12 protein-coding genes are annotated in these 15,325 nt (G+C 38.1%); 5 read left to right on the forward strand and 7 right to left on the reverse strand.

Translation table 11 applies throughout. From position 1 onward, the window contains the following. Window positions 1-16: 16 nt before the first annotated feature. Genes DKM50_08100 through DKM50_08115 form a run of 4 tightly spaced genes read right to left on the reverse strand, consistent with a single transcriptional unit; the run spans window position 17 to window position 6,838 of the window. Entirely contained in the window at window positions 17-646 is a 630-nt protein-coding gene (locus DKM50_08100; GenBank protein PZM79656.1) for a hypothetical protein, read from the reverse strand. After that, on the reverse strand, window positions 631-2,442 hold the full coding sequence (locus tag DKM50_08105; GenBank protein PZM79657.1) for a TIGR03960 family B12-binding radical SAM protein: 1,812 nt from the start codon (window positions 2,440-2,442) through the stop codon (window positions 631-633). Before DKM50_08105 ends, DKM50_08100 begins: the two co-directional genes overlap by 16 nt. 3 nt (window positions 2,443-2,445) lie before the next feature. Then, window positions 2,446-3,660 carry a hypothetical protein gene (locus tag DKM50_08110; GenBank protein PZM79658.1) on the reverse strand — a complete coding sequence of 405 codons (1,215 nt, stop codon included), beginning with the start codon at window positions 3,658-3,660 and terminating at the stop codon, window positions 2,446-2,448. A gap of 13 nt (window positions 3,661-3,673) precedes the next feature. Beyond that, complete coding sequence (locus DKM50_08115; GenBank protein ID PZM79659.1) at window positions 3,674-6,838, reverse strand: hypothetical protein; 3,165 nt, start codon at window positions 6,836-6,838, stop codon at window positions 3,674-3,676. 421 nt (window positions 6,839-7,259) lie between these two features. Between DKM50_08115 and DKM50_08120 the strand changes: the two genes are divergently transcribed. The 3 genes from DKM50_08120 (at window position 7,260) to DKM50_08130 (ending at window position 9,711) form a co-directional block, all read left to right on the forward strand. Further along, complete coding sequence (locus DKM50_08120; protein PZM79660.1) at window positions 7,260-8,231, forward strand: ROK family protein; 972 nt, start codon at window positions 7,260-7,262, stop codon at window positions 8,229-8,231. 42 nt (window positions 8,232-8,273) lie between these two features. Then, the gene (locus DKM50_08125; protein ID PZM79661.1) at window positions 8,274-8,906 is read left to right on the forward strand and encodes an imidazole glycerol phosphate synthase subunit HisH; all 633 of its coding nucleotides are present in this window, start codon (window positions 8,274-8,276) and stop codon (window positions 8,904-8,906) included. Window positions 8,907-8,979: 73 nt separating this feature from the next. Next, window positions 8,980-9,711 (forward strand): 1-(5-phosphoribosyl)-5-((5-phosphoribosylamino)methylideneamino)imidazole-4-carboxamide isomerase, encoded by a 732-nt coding sequence (locus DKM50_08130; GenBank protein ID PZM79667.1) that lies wholly within the window; start codon window positions 8,980-8,982, stop codon window positions 9,709-9,711. Between the two features lie 26 nt (window positions 9,712-9,737). On the opposite strand, the gene DKM50_08135 is transcribed toward DKM50_08130, so the two are convergent. Further along, on the reverse strand, window positions 9,738-10,526 hold the full coding sequence (locus DKM50_08135) for an adenylyltransferase (protein PZM79662.1): 789 nt from the start codon (window positions 10,524-10,526) through the stop codon (window positions 9,738-9,740). 59 nt (window positions 10,527-10,585) lie between these two features. Next, window positions 10,586-11,815 (reverse strand): acetyl-L-homoserine sulfhydrolase, encoded by a 1,230-nt coding sequence (locus DKM50_08140; protein PZM79663.1) that lies wholly within the window; start codon window positions 11,813-11,815, stop codon window positions 10,586-10,588. A gap of 352 nt (window positions 11,816-12,167) precedes the next feature. Between DKM50_08140 and pdxA the strand changes: the two genes are divergently transcribed. Together pdxA and rsmA are read left to right on the forward strand one after the other, a co-directional pair. Further along, window positions 12,168-13,169: a 4-hydroxythreonine-4-phosphate dehydrogenase PdxA gene (pdxA, locus tag DKM50_08145; protein ID PZM79664.1), complete on the forward strand. Its 1,002-nt coding sequence runs from the start codon at window positions 12,168-12,170 to the stop codon at window positions 13,167-13,169. A gap of 6 nt (window positions 13,170-13,175) precedes the next feature. After that, on the forward strand, window positions 13,176-13,982 hold the full coding sequence (gene rsmA, locus DKM50_08150; protein PZM79665.1) for a ribosomal RNA small subunit methyltransferase A: 807 nt from the start codon (window positions 13,176-13,178) through the stop codon (window positions 13,980-13,982). Window positions 13,983-14,029: 47 nt separating this feature from the next. On the opposite strand, the gene DKM50_08155 is transcribed toward rsmA, so the two are convergent. Next, a complete protein-coding gene (locus DKM50_08155; protein ID PZM79666.1) occupies window positions 14,030-14,935 on the reverse strand; it encodes a hypothetical protein in 906 nt (301 codons plus the stop codon). Window positions 14,936-15,325: the final 390 nt, after the last annotated feature.

Consider the following 15,325-nt stretch of genomic DNA (forward strand, 5'->3'; position numbering starts at 1 on the left):
GATTAATTATTTGAGGTTAAGCGTGATCAGTATATAATTTTTTTCTGATAATCCTTGTTGGTACAATATTGGGCTGTAATAATGATAAAACTTCGTTTGGCCGGATATTGATCTCATTCCCTGCTTTTACCTCGAAATTAATTGACTCCGGGGAAAAACTGCAATGATAAAGATATTCTTTTAAATCTATTTCCCTGGTCTTTTTCTTTGACTTTTTTTGATATATTAATGTATTTTGAGAAAGCATACTATTTAAATAGCTGCCGTCAACTTCGTCACGGTAATAAGCGACGTATGCCGCAGCAGTAATTTGAGTACTCAAGGAACTAGATTCGATATCAAGAAAACATTTAATAATAGAAATTCCAGTCGGGAGCGCTTGATTTAATTTTGACTTTATAGTTTCAGGCGAAATATGAGCAGAGAGCTCTAACGATGCTAATTCGAGCTCCCCTTCAATACTTACAGGCAGAGGCAAAGCAAAAGACATCTTAATCCTTGGATTAAACCCGGCAGAATATTGCAAAGGAAGATCTGAGCGTCTGAGTGCCCGTTCAAATGTCCGCATCAAGTCCAGATGAGAAATGTAACGCACTTCATAACCTTTAGAAAAAACCAAATTGTACTTCATTAACATACTCCGCATTTCTTACAATTTTGACTGCAAATATCCGTTGTTTCACCACGTGATGATTTCTGTGACTCATTGGCAAGGTGTTTTTTGCTCACTCCTGAACTTATGTGCTCCCATGGCAATATCTCATCGAGGCCTCGTTCCCTATGGGCGTAGAACGAATAATCAATACCTGATTCTTGAAAGGCTTTTGTCCAATTATTAAAATCAAAATGCTCTCGCCAGGCATCAAACTTGCATCCAAGTTTAAAGGCCTTTTCGATTACTTTGGCTAACCGACGATCGCCTCTTGCTAATATTCCTTCAAAAACACTCGTATGAACTTCATGATATTTAAAATCAATTCTCGGATGCCGTAGTTCATTCTTCAGGATTTTCACTTTACGCCATATTTCGTCTTCGGTAATCATAGCAGCCCACTGAAATGGCGTATGGCTTTTTGGAACAAAAAAAGATACATTAACAACGATTCGCTTTAACTTATGACCGGGAATCGTTTTCGAGACATCGATAATCTTACGCGCCAACAGACCGATATCATATATGTCATCATCGGTTTCAAATGGAAGACCAATCATGAAATATAACTTAACTGCTTCTACTCCAACAGAAAAAATAGTACGCACTGCCTGAAGAATTTCTTCTTCCGATAGATTCTTATTAATAATATCCCGTAGTCTCTGACTTCCGGCTTCCGGAGCAATCGTAAATCCGGTTTTTCGGATCATCGTTAACTGCGTTGAAAGGCTTTTGCTAAGATTATCAGCACGAAGCGAAGGAAGAGAAAGCGAAACTTTTTTATTGTCCAGATAACGGGTAAGCTTCACTGCAGCCTCATCTATCGCACTGTAATCAGAACTCGATAAGGAAATAAGAGATAACTCTTCATATCCGGTATTACTCACGAGCTGCTTTGCATATGGAATAACCGCATCAATCGATCTTTCTCTTACAGGTCTTGACGTATAGCCCGCCTGACAAAACCTGCATCCCCGGCTACAGCCCCTCATTATCTCAACAATAGCTCTATCGTGTACAACCTCTACAAAGGGAACTATAGGATTACAAGGATAATTAATGAGGTCCATATTTTCGATATATGTCCGTACTACCTGTTTGCCAGCATTCTCATTGATCGGTTCTATTTCCGAAATTAAACCAGCCTCATCATATGATACGTTATAAAATGATGGAACATATATTCCGTCATATTTCGCTAATGCTTCCAGAATTTCATGTTTCGATTTATTTAATTTTTTTAATTCATTATAGGTCGAGACAATCTTAACAAAAATCTCTTCCCCCTCTCCTATCACAAAAAAATCAAAAAAATCAGCAATCGGCTCAGGGTTAAAAGAACAGGCTCCTCCCCCGAAAATAATCGGGTACGTATCATCTCTATCTTTGGAATAGAATGGGATATTTGAAAGTTCCAGAATATTTAAAACATTAGTATAAATCAATTCTGTCTGCAGGGTTATTGCCAGAAAATCAAAATCCCCGACTGCCCGCTTGGATTCGAGAGAGAATAATGGGATATTCTCATCTCTAAGAAGTTTTTCGCAATCAGCCGCGGGTGAATAAACTCGTTCCATCAATGCGTAATCTAAAGAATTAACAATATGATAGAATATTTGAATTGCCAAATTAGCAGTTCCGATTTCGTAGAGATCAGGATAGCTTATGGCAAGTTTCACGTCAGTTATATCCCAATCTTTGTGGATACTATTCAGTTCATTATTATTATAACGCGCAGGCTTTTCCACAAAAGGAAAAACTTTTTGTTCCAACTTTTCATTTAAAGACATTGATTATTTCTTTCTGATTATTAATTTGGAGGTTGTTTGACTTATATTTTTATTTTTCTCTTGAGCTCTAGCATAAAGGATATTGTTTCCATTATCAAGAGGTATTTGAGCTTCCCATTTTCCAAAATCATCGGCACTAACGCGATCAACCAGAACTTCATTCCGGTATATTGAAATAGTAGCGTTGTCCTGTGCTCTGCCGGATAAAGTATAAAAGGGTTCATCGGTTATAATATAAGGCTTGTTTGTGTCCAAGGTAGGTCTGAATGATTCGCCGCCATGGTAAAAAGAAACTGAAAAATAATGATTATAAGCCGCACCGGGTAACGCAGATAAGTCATCATTATACTCAAAGGCATAATCCAACACTACATTGTCAAAATCAAAGCCGCTCAGCTTGTCAAAGTTGATACCCATACCAAGCATATACGACTTATCTGCAATTCCTGCCTTAAGCAGATATTTATCAATAAATGTATAGCTTGTGCCAAAATAGTTTTTATCCTTTTCAAAATCGCCAAAAATTTTCCATGAAGGAGCAATGCTATACGAAGCGCCAAACCTGTAACGCGATTCAACAACCTCTTCCTCGTTACTTCCGGTCCATTTTAATTTGGATTTGATGATATTAAAACCTACCAATCCGACATCAAGATCATCGAATACAAAACGAGGAATAATGAGTCCCCCATTTACTCCATACCCAAAACGTTGATTGCCATCTACAAACTGATTAATTACTTTTAATCCGGCTCCCAAATAGACCCTTCTTAATATAGTTTCATTGAGCGCAGTTGCCAGACTAATCATAAAAGATCGTTCGCCACTGCTAAAACTAGTTCCAGTCTTGAATATTCTATTTTCTTCAGCAGAAAAATCAGTTTCAGGAATACCATCCATTGAATAACCGGAATATCCTAAGCCGATAACAAAATTATTATATGGAATTGTCCCTCCCAATACGTAATACTGATAATTAGAGAGATAGTTCGAATACATCGTCGTTAACTCTAGGCCCTTAATACTTCCAATAGCTGCAGGATTAGCATAGATGCCAAATATATCTCCGATATCTGAGGTATAGGTCTTCCCCTTTGCAATATTAGATGCCCCTATAATAATCTTGTTTACATCCGGCAATTCTTCTCGCGGACAGGCCACTACATTGTTCATACTCAAAACACAAATAACGATTAATAAAGAAGTTAACTTTTTCACTCAATATCACCTTTTACCATACTGCCAATTTCGTCTTTATCTTGGATTTTATATCTGAACCATTTTCAGCAATTGCATATAAAAGATAAGCACCGGAAGGAATTGAACGATTTGCGCCAACTAATCCATCGTAATCAATAATATTATATCCATAATTAAGGTTATTAACAGTTTTTTCCCAGATGACACCGCCAACTGCATTAACTATATAGAACGTCACATTTGCAGGTGAAAGAAGCGTAAAGCCTATCTTCAATTTAGTTCCGGCCCCAGAATGATAAGGATTCGGGTATACAAGCAAATTACTTATTTTTGGATCAGCATTAGAACCATTACTCACAAGAAAGCTAAAATTAAAATCATCTAACTGATTACCGGCGGTATCTTTAACTTTTAGCTGCAGTATCCCATCCTTATTCCCGATAGTAGAAATAGTTAAGATCCCTGTTGTTTCAGAATATAAAAAATAATTCGTACTGGTCGTATCGTGATTTAGTTCTTCACCATTCAGGATAACTTTAATCAAATTCCCATTAATAGCTTTACCATTATCATTAAATTCTATCTGTAACGAAGAATCATGAAATAAGACTGATTTATCAAAGACTTGAGTGAGAACACCATTAACCAGGCTTTTTATGATTTTAATATAGGCAGGATACGCATAATGTATATCTAGCGGTACCGTAGTATTCCAATGAAAAGCAGTATTTGATGCGGCAGTTAAGGCCCCAACATTATCTTTGTGTCTAGTTATTGTGGAATTAAGCGTTATTACACTGGAGTAATATTTGCAGAAGGCATCGATGATTACATTTCCAGCGGTACGTATTTTAGTAGTGCTTATCTGGAACGATACGGTAGTCGAACTACCGGCATTCAAACTTAAAGGAGCAAATGTGGGAGAGGCCGCATACTCGTAAGAAATATCCTGTCCGGAAATGCTATCCTTATAAAAAACCGGACCAGCCTCATTTATTGTAACAGAAAAAGTGTTATTGTTTTCGATACCGATATTCACATAGTAACTGTGAGAGTTATCAATAACATTTGCAGAAGAATAGACATTTGTAATCTTAACTTTATTATCGATAACGGCAAGTTGAATCGGGCTCTGCGGCCGCGGAAAAATCCCTGATGGAAGAACAAAGCTACTTCCGCTTGAAACAACACTATCTACTTGAAAGTTCATATTTGACTGAGAATCACTCCCAAGCCCAACCACGACAAAATAACGGGTAGGAATATTAGCTTTTAGATTAACACTCGGCAGATTAGTTTTTAGCGTGCTATCGAACTTAATTATCGAGCCTTCCAAAATATCATTTGCATCAAGGACATTGTTGCCATTATCCCGATATAATTTGATGTAAGTAATCCCTTTATTATTATCATAAAAAGCATTCTGATTACTTAACAACTTAACTGCGACATTATTTAAATCTGATTTGCTTTCCAAAGTATACGCAATTAACGGTACTGAATCAGACAATTCAAAAACTTTAGCCGGTGCTATTGATTCAATCTCACTGATAGCTATATTGGTATACTTAACAGGGATAGAAATATTATAGGTATCTTGTTCTCCGCTTAAAAAAACATCCTGGTTTATATAATTCGTTGTTGCCCTCGCATCCTTGATATTAGCAGCCACATCGGAAGACGATGACGGAGCAACAGAAATATCATCACCTAATGAATAAACAAGAAAAAACCGTTCCTGCTTTTCTAATTCATCATCACCATTTGTAGAAGAATAATTTGTTGTCGGGATAAAAAGGTTAAGTCCGGTAACATTAACTCTGTTTGGTAAATTAGATTCACCGTGAACATTCTTTGTCCCTAATTCCCATGCCGTTATCAATTCTTCATTATTTGGACCATTGAAGAAATAATCTCTATCTGTATCTCTATAGAGACTGACAAGGGTTACACCGTTTTTTTGATTTTTTTCTGTGACATAAGGAATACTACCTGAATTTGCAAAGGTTAACTCACTCAATGCCAAAGATATTTCCTGGCCGGAAAGACTAAATCTTGCAACCGGAAAATCATTATCTCCAGCCCCGATATTTCCTGGGGAAAGGATTGAGACAAATTCATCCAATCGCAGACCACCGAGCTTTGCGGCATACCGACTATCATCAGGCTGTACAGGTAGCTGCCCGATCATGCTGACATCGAGTCCACTGGCAACTCCAAGGACTGACAGTGATTTGATTTGAAAAAAAATCTTTTTCCCGTCACCGATACTCGTCTTATTGCCTATATCATAAACAACAAAAAAATTCCGGGTTACACCTTTATCCAGTGTCCCAAAAAGCCCAGTGATTTCAATTGTTGAAGCATTATTAATAATATTGCCATTATCGCCACTTTCTGTACCCGCGATCGGTATATACGCGTCTCCATTACTTTCGTCAGCCTCAAAAACCCCTATATTAGGACCATTGTCTTCGTAAAAATAGATTTTATTTATACCGTCATTAGTCTTATCTTTATCAAAGTTATTTCCATCATTATAGATTTTAAGCTTAAAATCTCCGGTAAAACTCTCACCTCTCGGTTTAATGCTCAGATATGCATAAGGCACCTTCGATTGATTAGGAATTACGATCTTGGGCGTATATGATTTATCAAGCGCCACTTCAATGCCGGATATAGCAAATTGTTTCTCCGGAGGATTGCCGATATTAACGGTATTTCCCTGAGAATCCTGAATAGCTGTTAATTTAAAATTGGCAGTTGACTCTAGTGTGGCATTATTAGCGACAGTATAATAAAAATAAAAAGTCTTTTTATCACCTACTTCAACAAAGGCTATATCTCCAAAAGAAGTGAAGGTACAGCTATTGGCAGGATTAGCATCAAAAGACGTAGAACTAAGAGGCGTGAGGGCTCCGTTATCAACCTGATACTCTAGCTCTACCTTTGAAATTCCAGACGAACTAAAAGCAACAGAGCCATTATTTGTAATTGTAATTGAAGATATTTTAGCATCCTCAAGCGTCCCTTCCAGTGTAAACGTATAAACCAATGCCTTTTGATAGCCTCGGGGAAGCGCATTACTTGCTGTTGCAAAGCCACTAAAATTAGCGCTGACAGTATCAGCGTTTACAGAGAAATGCGCGAATGTAAAAAATACAAATAATAATGAAAATAATTTGATATAACGCATATTATTACCTTTTATAATTATACATAATTTAGAATTGTCTTAATTTTTAAATTTCATCAAAAGATATCAATTTGGAGGCATGTAAATTTTATTATATCATAGAGTATTCTCATTTAACATATCATTATTGGGTTAGCGATGCGATATGTCAGTTATTAATCAGCAAAAACGCTGCACTATTGCGAACGGTTGCAAAAGAAAGAAAAATCACAGAGAATAAAGCCAATTATTGTCCGATAGAAAGCTCTACCCAGTTAGATTAGCAATCACTAAAAAAAATATTGCAAAATATCTAAAGTAATCATACAATTCAGTGTGGATTTATGAATAAATTTTGTGTATTTCTTATCTACGTCCGACATGGTTTAACTCAGCAGATATTTGCTAGAATATTTGACTATTAAAAAGGAGTTTTTTTCTTATGACAGATAAATATATTGTTGGAGTAGACCTTGGTGGCACAAAAATTGCGACTGCGGTAGCGACAAAAGAAGGAAAAGTACTAAATCAACTAAACATCCCAACTCTTGCTGAAAAAGGACCGGATGTTGTTATTTCAAGAATAGTTAATTCTATCGAAAATCTCCTCTCTGACCTTAAGATTGAAAAAAGCCAGATCAGTTCTCTTTGTATCGGAGTTCCGGGTCATGTAAACGCTGAGAAAGGCAAAGTCTATAAAGCTCCGAATCTAGCAGATTGGAATAATATACCACTTAAGAAAATACTAAAAACCCATTTTGATACAAATATTATTATTGAAAATGACGCAAACGCAGCAGCTTTAGGAGAGTTCAAACTGGGCGCAGGCAAAGGCAGCTCCAATATGTTTTTTATTACAATAAGTACAGGCGTCGGAGCAGGAATTATTCTAAATAACAAACTCTATCATGGTTCTAACAATAGCGCAGGTGAAGTAGGTCATATGACCTTCAATCCCGAGGGACCAAGATGCGGATGCGGAAATACAGGCTGCTTTGAGGCGTATGCATCCGGTCCGGCCATGGCAGCCAGGGCTATCGGCAAATTAAAAAAATCAGCAAAGCTAACGGCCGAAGCCAAAATTCTGATTGATCTGGTTGATGGCGAACTTGATAAAATAGACGCAAAAACTTTAAGCGAAGCAGCAAAAAAAGGAGATAAGTTTTCTTTAGAGCAGATAAAAGAGAATGCTTATTATATTGGGATTGGCCTTGTGAACATTATTAATATACTCGATCCGGAATTAATCGTTATAGGCGGCGGCGTATCACAAATAGGTGAAATACTTTTTGATGAAATCAGGAATGCTATAAATAAACGTTGTACGATGAATGTTGATAGCATTGCTCCAGTTGTACCGGCACAACTAGGGACCGATGCAGGAATCCTGGGCGCTATTTCATTAGGGATGTAACATACGGATAAAAATGGAGCGATTAATTAATAAAGGAAGCCGATGAACAAAAACTATATAGCAATAATTGATTATGGGATGGGAAACCTGAGAAGTGTATACAAAGCATTAGAAATCCTGGGGCATCCGGCTATAATAACCGACTCCCCTGAAATAATAGAAAAGTCATCTGGGATCATACTCCCTGGAGTTGGAGCTTTTGGTGCTCTTATGGACAATATGAAAACCAAAGGATTAATAAAACCGCTCCTTGAACAAATCGAAGCTGGCAAGCAATATCTTGGCATATGCGTAGGGTTGCAGATCTTATTTGAAAAAGGCTATGAAAAAGGAACTCACCAGGGCCTGGGAATTTTTCCCGGGGATGTCATACACTTCCACAATTTGCCAGCAAACCTTAAAGTGCCGCACATGGGCTGGAATTCAGTATCACTCAAAAAAGATAATAAACTTTTTTGTGGAATACAAAATGAGGACATGTTCTATTTCGTCCATTCATACCATGCGGCAACATCCAATGAAGATATCATTTCAGCAACAACTAATTACGGCTATGAGTTTGTATCAGGTGTGCATCATGACAACATTCACGGAATACAGTTTCATCCTGAGAAAAGCGGGCGGCTAGGGCAGAGAATCCTCAACAATTTCGCTATTAACTGTTTAATGGGGTAAATAAGAAATGGTTTGCCCGCTCTTTAAAAAAAATAGTATCGATGAAATTAAGAGTACTGAAGGGACCAAAATTATGAATGACTTCGAAATTATTCCGGCGATAGACCTCCTAGATGGCAAATGTGTTCGCCTGATCCAAGGGGATTACGAAAAAAAAACGGTATTTGATAATAACCCGGTAAGTGTCGCGCAAAAATGGGAAAATCAAGGTGCGACAAGAATTCATATCGTCGATCTTGACGGTGCAAAAGCAGGTCATCCTGCTAACACGGAAATTATAAAAAAAATAGCTAACAGCATCAATATACCAGTCCAGGTCGGAGGCGGTATCCGAACAAGAGAAGACATAACAAAAACACTAGATGCCGGGGCTCAAAGAGTAATTCTGGGAACATCACTTATCAAAGACCCGAAATTTGCAAAAAAAGCACTCGAAGAATTCAGCAAGCAGATTATCATAGGTCTCGACACTAGAGACGGAAAAATATCCATTTCAGGATGGACAGACATTACGACAATAAGCGCCCTCCAGGTAGCGCAAACCATGGAAAAATATGGCGCCCAACGAATCATATATACTGACATAGCCAAAGACGGCATGTTGAGCGGTCCTAATTATGAAGCGTTACAAGATCTCGCGCAGCGGCTCTCAATCAAAGTGATCGCTTCCGGTGGAGTAGCCACGATTGAACATATCACAGCGCTTACCAAACTTAATTTGGATAATCTCGAAGGCTGTATAGTGGGAAAAGCCCTTTATACTAACCAGCTCTCGTTACCTGATGCACTTGCAAGCGTACGCTAACCGTCTTATTAAATTTGCCAGCTTTTTTAATAATCGATAAGAGTAGTAATTGTCGGATGCTTGCTGCAAATCGGACAATTCCTATTTCTAGGTACTGAAGCGGACCGGAATCTCATGTCGAGCGCATCAAAAGTCATCAAGGTGTTCGTGAGTAGTTTTCCAACTCCGAGAACATACTTCAAAGCCTCAGTAGCCTGAATTGTACCGAGCATTCCGGCGATTGGCCCGAGAACGCCGGATTCCCTGCAATTAAGTACCGCATCAGGTAACGGTGGATGCAGGAAGACACACCGGTAACAGGTTGTCTCTCCCGGAAGCACTGTCATTGTCTGTCCCTGGAACTGGAGAATACCGCCATGCGAATAAGGCTTTCCTGCGAGAACACAAGCATCGTTTATAAGGAACTTTGAAGGGAAATTATCTGTCCCATCAATGATAAAATCATATTCATTTATAACATCGATAATGTTACTGGAAGTTACTCTAGTATTATATTTTATAACCTTAACATCAGGATTAATTGCCTTGATTGTCTCTTCTGCCGAATCTACTTTTGATCTTCCTATATCAGTAGTTGAATGTATTATCTGACGATGTAAGTTCGAACAATCGACAACGTCGCCATCAACAATCCCTAACGTTCCAACACCAGCCGCTGCCAGATACATCGCGATAGGAGAACCGAGCCCGCCAGTCCCAATAATCAATATCTTGGACGCCAATATCGTTTTCTGACCTTTTACCCCGACATTTGGCAATAAGATATGCCTGCGATAACGTTCTAATTGCTCGTCACTTAAACCTACATCGACCATAACTGCCTCCATCATTACTTCAATAAGCCCCATAAATATCAAATACTTTAATTATCTTCTTAGCAAAGAGCTTGACCTATATCGTAAATAATGTCTTCACGATCTTCAATTCCGATAGATAAGCGAATAACCTTATCATCAATACCCAAAAGTTTCTTTTCTTCATCGGAACAATCAACATAGATAGTTGAATGTGGATGTATTGCCAGAGATGCATTATCACCAAGATTTGTGGCACGCTTAATAATAGTTAGTTTATTCAAAAATTTGAAGCATGCATCTTTACTATCAAGCTCAAAAGTAAAAACAGCGCCAAATAATCCTCGGAATTGCCTCTTCGCCAGTTCGTGGAAGGGTGATGACGTGAGTCCTGGATAATTTACACGGTTAACCTGCTCATGTGACTCAAGGTATCGCGCAACATCAAAAGCATTATTGCAACAGCGTTCAACTCTGAGCGATAAAGTTTCCAGACCAATACTTTGCAAAAAAGCACTCTGTGGAGATAAACAGGATCCCAGGTCTTTATATATCTCCTTCCTTAATTTGGAAATAAAGGCCCATTCCTTTAGCTGACAGAATTTTCCAAGGCCTTGGTATTTCGTCCAATTATAGGTCCCTAGATCAACTATGACTCCGCCGATACTGGTAGCGCCGCCGGAGATGAACTTAGTACTGGAATGGATTACAACATCAACGCCATAATTTTTAGCTTGAAATAAGTATGGCGAGGTAAGAGAGCTATCCGCTATGACAACAAGATTATTGGCATGTGCGATATCCGCAATAGCCTGAATATCCGGAATATTCATTTTAGGATTAGCTATAGTTTCAAAAAAAATAACTTTTGTTTTCTCATCGATCAAAGCTTTGATGCTATCAAGGTCATTGATATCAACAAAACTGGTAGTGATCCCAAGTCGCGGCAAAGTATTCTTAAGCAACGAATATGTTCCCGCAAAAAGTCCGTTTGAGGCAATAATCTTGTCGCCTTGCTGGAGTAAAGCAAAAAAAGTATTGGTAATAGCAGCCATACCTGAAGCAACAGCAATCGAAGCGAATCCGTCCTCAAGCGCAGTCATCTTCAGCTCAAACGCTTCAACAGTGGGATTAGTTACTCGAGTATAAGCGTGTGCCTGTTTCTGACCTCTAAATACAGCTTCTATTTCTTCTGCGCTCTCGAATGCATACGCTGCGCTTGCATATATCGGATATTTAATAGAATTATGAATATCCTTCTTATTTATTTTTCCATGGACCGCTTTCGTATTAAAATTCAGTTCTTTCATATATCGCTCCGTTTAGTAATAGTAGTACATTATTCGAAAGCCCCCGGTCATAAAGTACAAGAACTCTATTTGGTCACTTTGTTTTATTAATGTACTCGAAAAAGCATTCTTGATTATAATAAATATTGGTCCAATAAAGTCACAATTCCATACTATCCCCACCCATTTTGTATGCTATGCCAATATAATACATCACCGGGAATTTCCCATCAATGTATTAAAAGCCATCTTCAAAAAAAAACCTAAAAACAGTTATTATATTTCTGAGTAACTTTTATGCTTAAACATATCAACCATGCAAAATAGAACGAATCATGATAAAATGATCTAAAATTAAGGAATAGAGAGTATTATGACTCAAGCTTCATCGAAAAAAATTATTGGAATAACTATGGGCGACGGCGCTGGAATTGGTCCGGAGGTCATCGTCAAAACCTTTAACCGGGCAGATACCTTCAAAGACTGTATTCCTGTTGTTATTGGCGATTACCAGGTAATCGAGAAGGCAATTGATAAATTCCTCCGCGTACCAATTGCTGTTCATAGTGTAAAATCGATTTATGATATTTCCCAAAAACCTTACGTTCTCAACATCCTCGATCTTGAGAACCTGAAGAACTCTTCCATAGTTTTTGGTCAGATCAACTCCGAAACTGGAAAAGCTTCGGTAGAATACGTCATCAAAGCGATTGAACTTGCCTTAGCAGGTGATATTGACGCCATTGTAACTGCACCGATATCAAAGTACGCAATCCAAAAAGCCGGGTTTAAATATGACGGGCATACAGAGATCCTTGCCGAGAAAACAAAGACAGCCAATTACGCAATGGCCTTCTTCTCCGAAAAAATCAACGTGACCCTCGTCACGACGCATATTCCTTTAATCAAAGTAGCGGAACAGATAAACAAAAATCTGCTATTCGATAAAATATATCTCGCATACAACGCATTATTGAACCTTGGGATCAAAACCCCCAAAATTGCAGTTGCAGGCTTGAACCCGCATGCCGGAGAAAGTGGCCTTTTCGGAAAAGAAGAAGAGGAAAGTATTGTACCGGCAATAAAACAGGCACAGCATCTCGGCATCAAAATTTCCGGTCCTTTTCCAGCCGACACCTTGTTCACTGCCAATAATCTCAAATATTATGATATGTTTATTGCAATGTACCATGATCAGGGATTAATACCCGTCAAAATGCTCGCCTTTGACAGTGCAGTCAATGTAACCTTAGGACTTCCAATCATCAGGACTTCTGTCGATCATGGAACGGCCTTCGATATAGCAGGAAAAGGCATTGCCAATCCGTCAAGCATGATAGAAGCACTCAAATTGGCAACACGGTTTAAAAAGTAGATAACTATGGCATTCGCAAAAAAACGATATGGTCAAAATTTTTTAATAGATAAAAATATTTTAAAGAAAATTGTCACTTCAGCAAAAATATCGCCACAAGAACATGTCATAGAGATTGGTACCGGGAGAGGCGCCCTAACAAGAGAGATTGATAAATTTGCCCATTCCGTAATCAGTTACGAAATTGATAAAGATGTTTATTCCGAAAACAAAATCAGGCTTGTACCGGAGCTCAGGAATACGACACTTATCGAAGGTGACTTCATGTTGTTGCCGTTCCCAATCCCTGAGGAAGACATAAAGTTCAAAGTTATCGCAAATATACCTTACTATATTACCACGCCAATTATAGAAAAATTAATTGACCATAAAGACAAGGTTTCCGACATCTATCTCATGGTTCAAAAAGAGGTAGCAGATAGATTGGTAGCCTCCCCTGGCAATAAAACTTATGGCTCGTTCACAATTTTCGCCGACTACCATTTCGAAGTAAAAAAACTATTTAACGTGAGCAGAAATTGTTTCAGGCCAGTGCCTAATGTCGAGTCAGCTTTCATCCAATTAACTCCCCGTTCTTTGCCGAAAGTCAAAGTCGCCGATGAAACTCTTTTTTTTGACCTCGTCCATGCATCTTTCTGGGGAAGACGAAAAACTATACTCACCGCCGTCAAAAATTATCAAAAAACCGGCAAATTAGCTGAGATTTTTAAGCGGGCCTTGGAAGCTTATGATATTTCTCCGACAATTAGAGGTGAACGGCTTTCTGTTAAAGAATTCGGAATGCTCGCGAACTATATTTCCCAAAATCAATGACAGTGTAGTATCAATCTACTATATTGCAACACTTCAAAATTCACGGATCAGTCTCGCTCCCTTTTGACTTCATTGAACATATCATCTACTTGTTTAAGCAGATGATTAAACAATTCCGTTTTTTTCTCATTCGTCCAGGTAAGCGAAGCCCCTAACTTCAACGCCATTTTAAAATAACTGATATCCAGCTGAGCAGCAACGGATTTCATCGTTGACTCATCAGCCCAGCCCTTTGCCTTAACATCTGATAAAGTTTTATCCAATTCAGCAAATTTATCATCTGGCAGCCCTTTTAATGCTTTTTTGAAGCCTTGCAATTCTGAATCACTGAATTCCTTATCTTTTATATCGGCATCATTGGTGCCGGGAGGTACAGGATCAACGACAGAAGGCGCTTCTTTTTTCTTATCGTCTGTTCTAGCTGGTGATTGTGAAAAAAAGTTAACTATGGACCCTATAACACCATCACCCCACGAAATAGCTTTACGTACAAAGTCAGTTACAGGCTTCAATGTGCTTGCCAGAGTACCTAGAACTGGAGCAACTTTCGATTTTATCTGACCCCAAAGTTTATCAAGGGCCGGTTTGACAACCGGGCTGTTAAGAATGAAAGTGAAAGGTAAAAACATGGCTCGGAGAGCACCTTTTATATACGATGGTTTTGTTGTTTCTTCAGGCTTTTTGGGTTTAGGTTCAGAGGTTGTAATTTGCACTTTAATAGAAGCCGTTTCGTTAATTATAGCCGAGGAGGCATTTTCAGCTTTTGCACAAAATTCATCGACATCCACTGCGGAAATATTAAATGGCCTCCGGTAATAATCCAACATAGACACAATATCCTGCTTATTTATCTGACAAGGGACATTCGCAGTGTCTTTCTTTTCGGATTTTGCTGATACATTTTTCTCAATTTCATCACCTTGTCCGGCTGCTTTGCAATTATAAAGCAACATATTCTTACAAGAGTTATAAGCTCCGCTAATTGTACTCAGGATAAACACCCCCTGCTAATTATTTTATTGATTATATTTATTATTCCTCATCTAACAGGTTTTGAAACAATTTCCCTGCATTACATTTCTTATCGGGATTTATGGAAAATAATTTGCATTTTTATTTTTAAATGTTCCGATATTTTTGCTAAGTGGAAATTTTAAAAGGAATTTCAAGTAAATTCATAATTCATATTTATAGAAGAAATGGCGTGTCAAATCAAATTAAAACCTGACCGAAAATAGCAATCCAGCAGTTCTAATTATGAGTTTTAGCGCTGATAAACATTGAGTTCAGGCAATAAAGTATCCCTATTGGGATGATTATAATAGGGACGAGTCGCTCCCTAT

The organism is Candidatus Margulisiibacteriota bacterium (assembly GCA_003242895.1).
In the GTDB taxonomy this organism is placed as follows: Bacteria; Margulisbacteria; Riflemargulisbacteria; order GWF2-39-127; family GWF2-39-127; genus GWF2-39-127.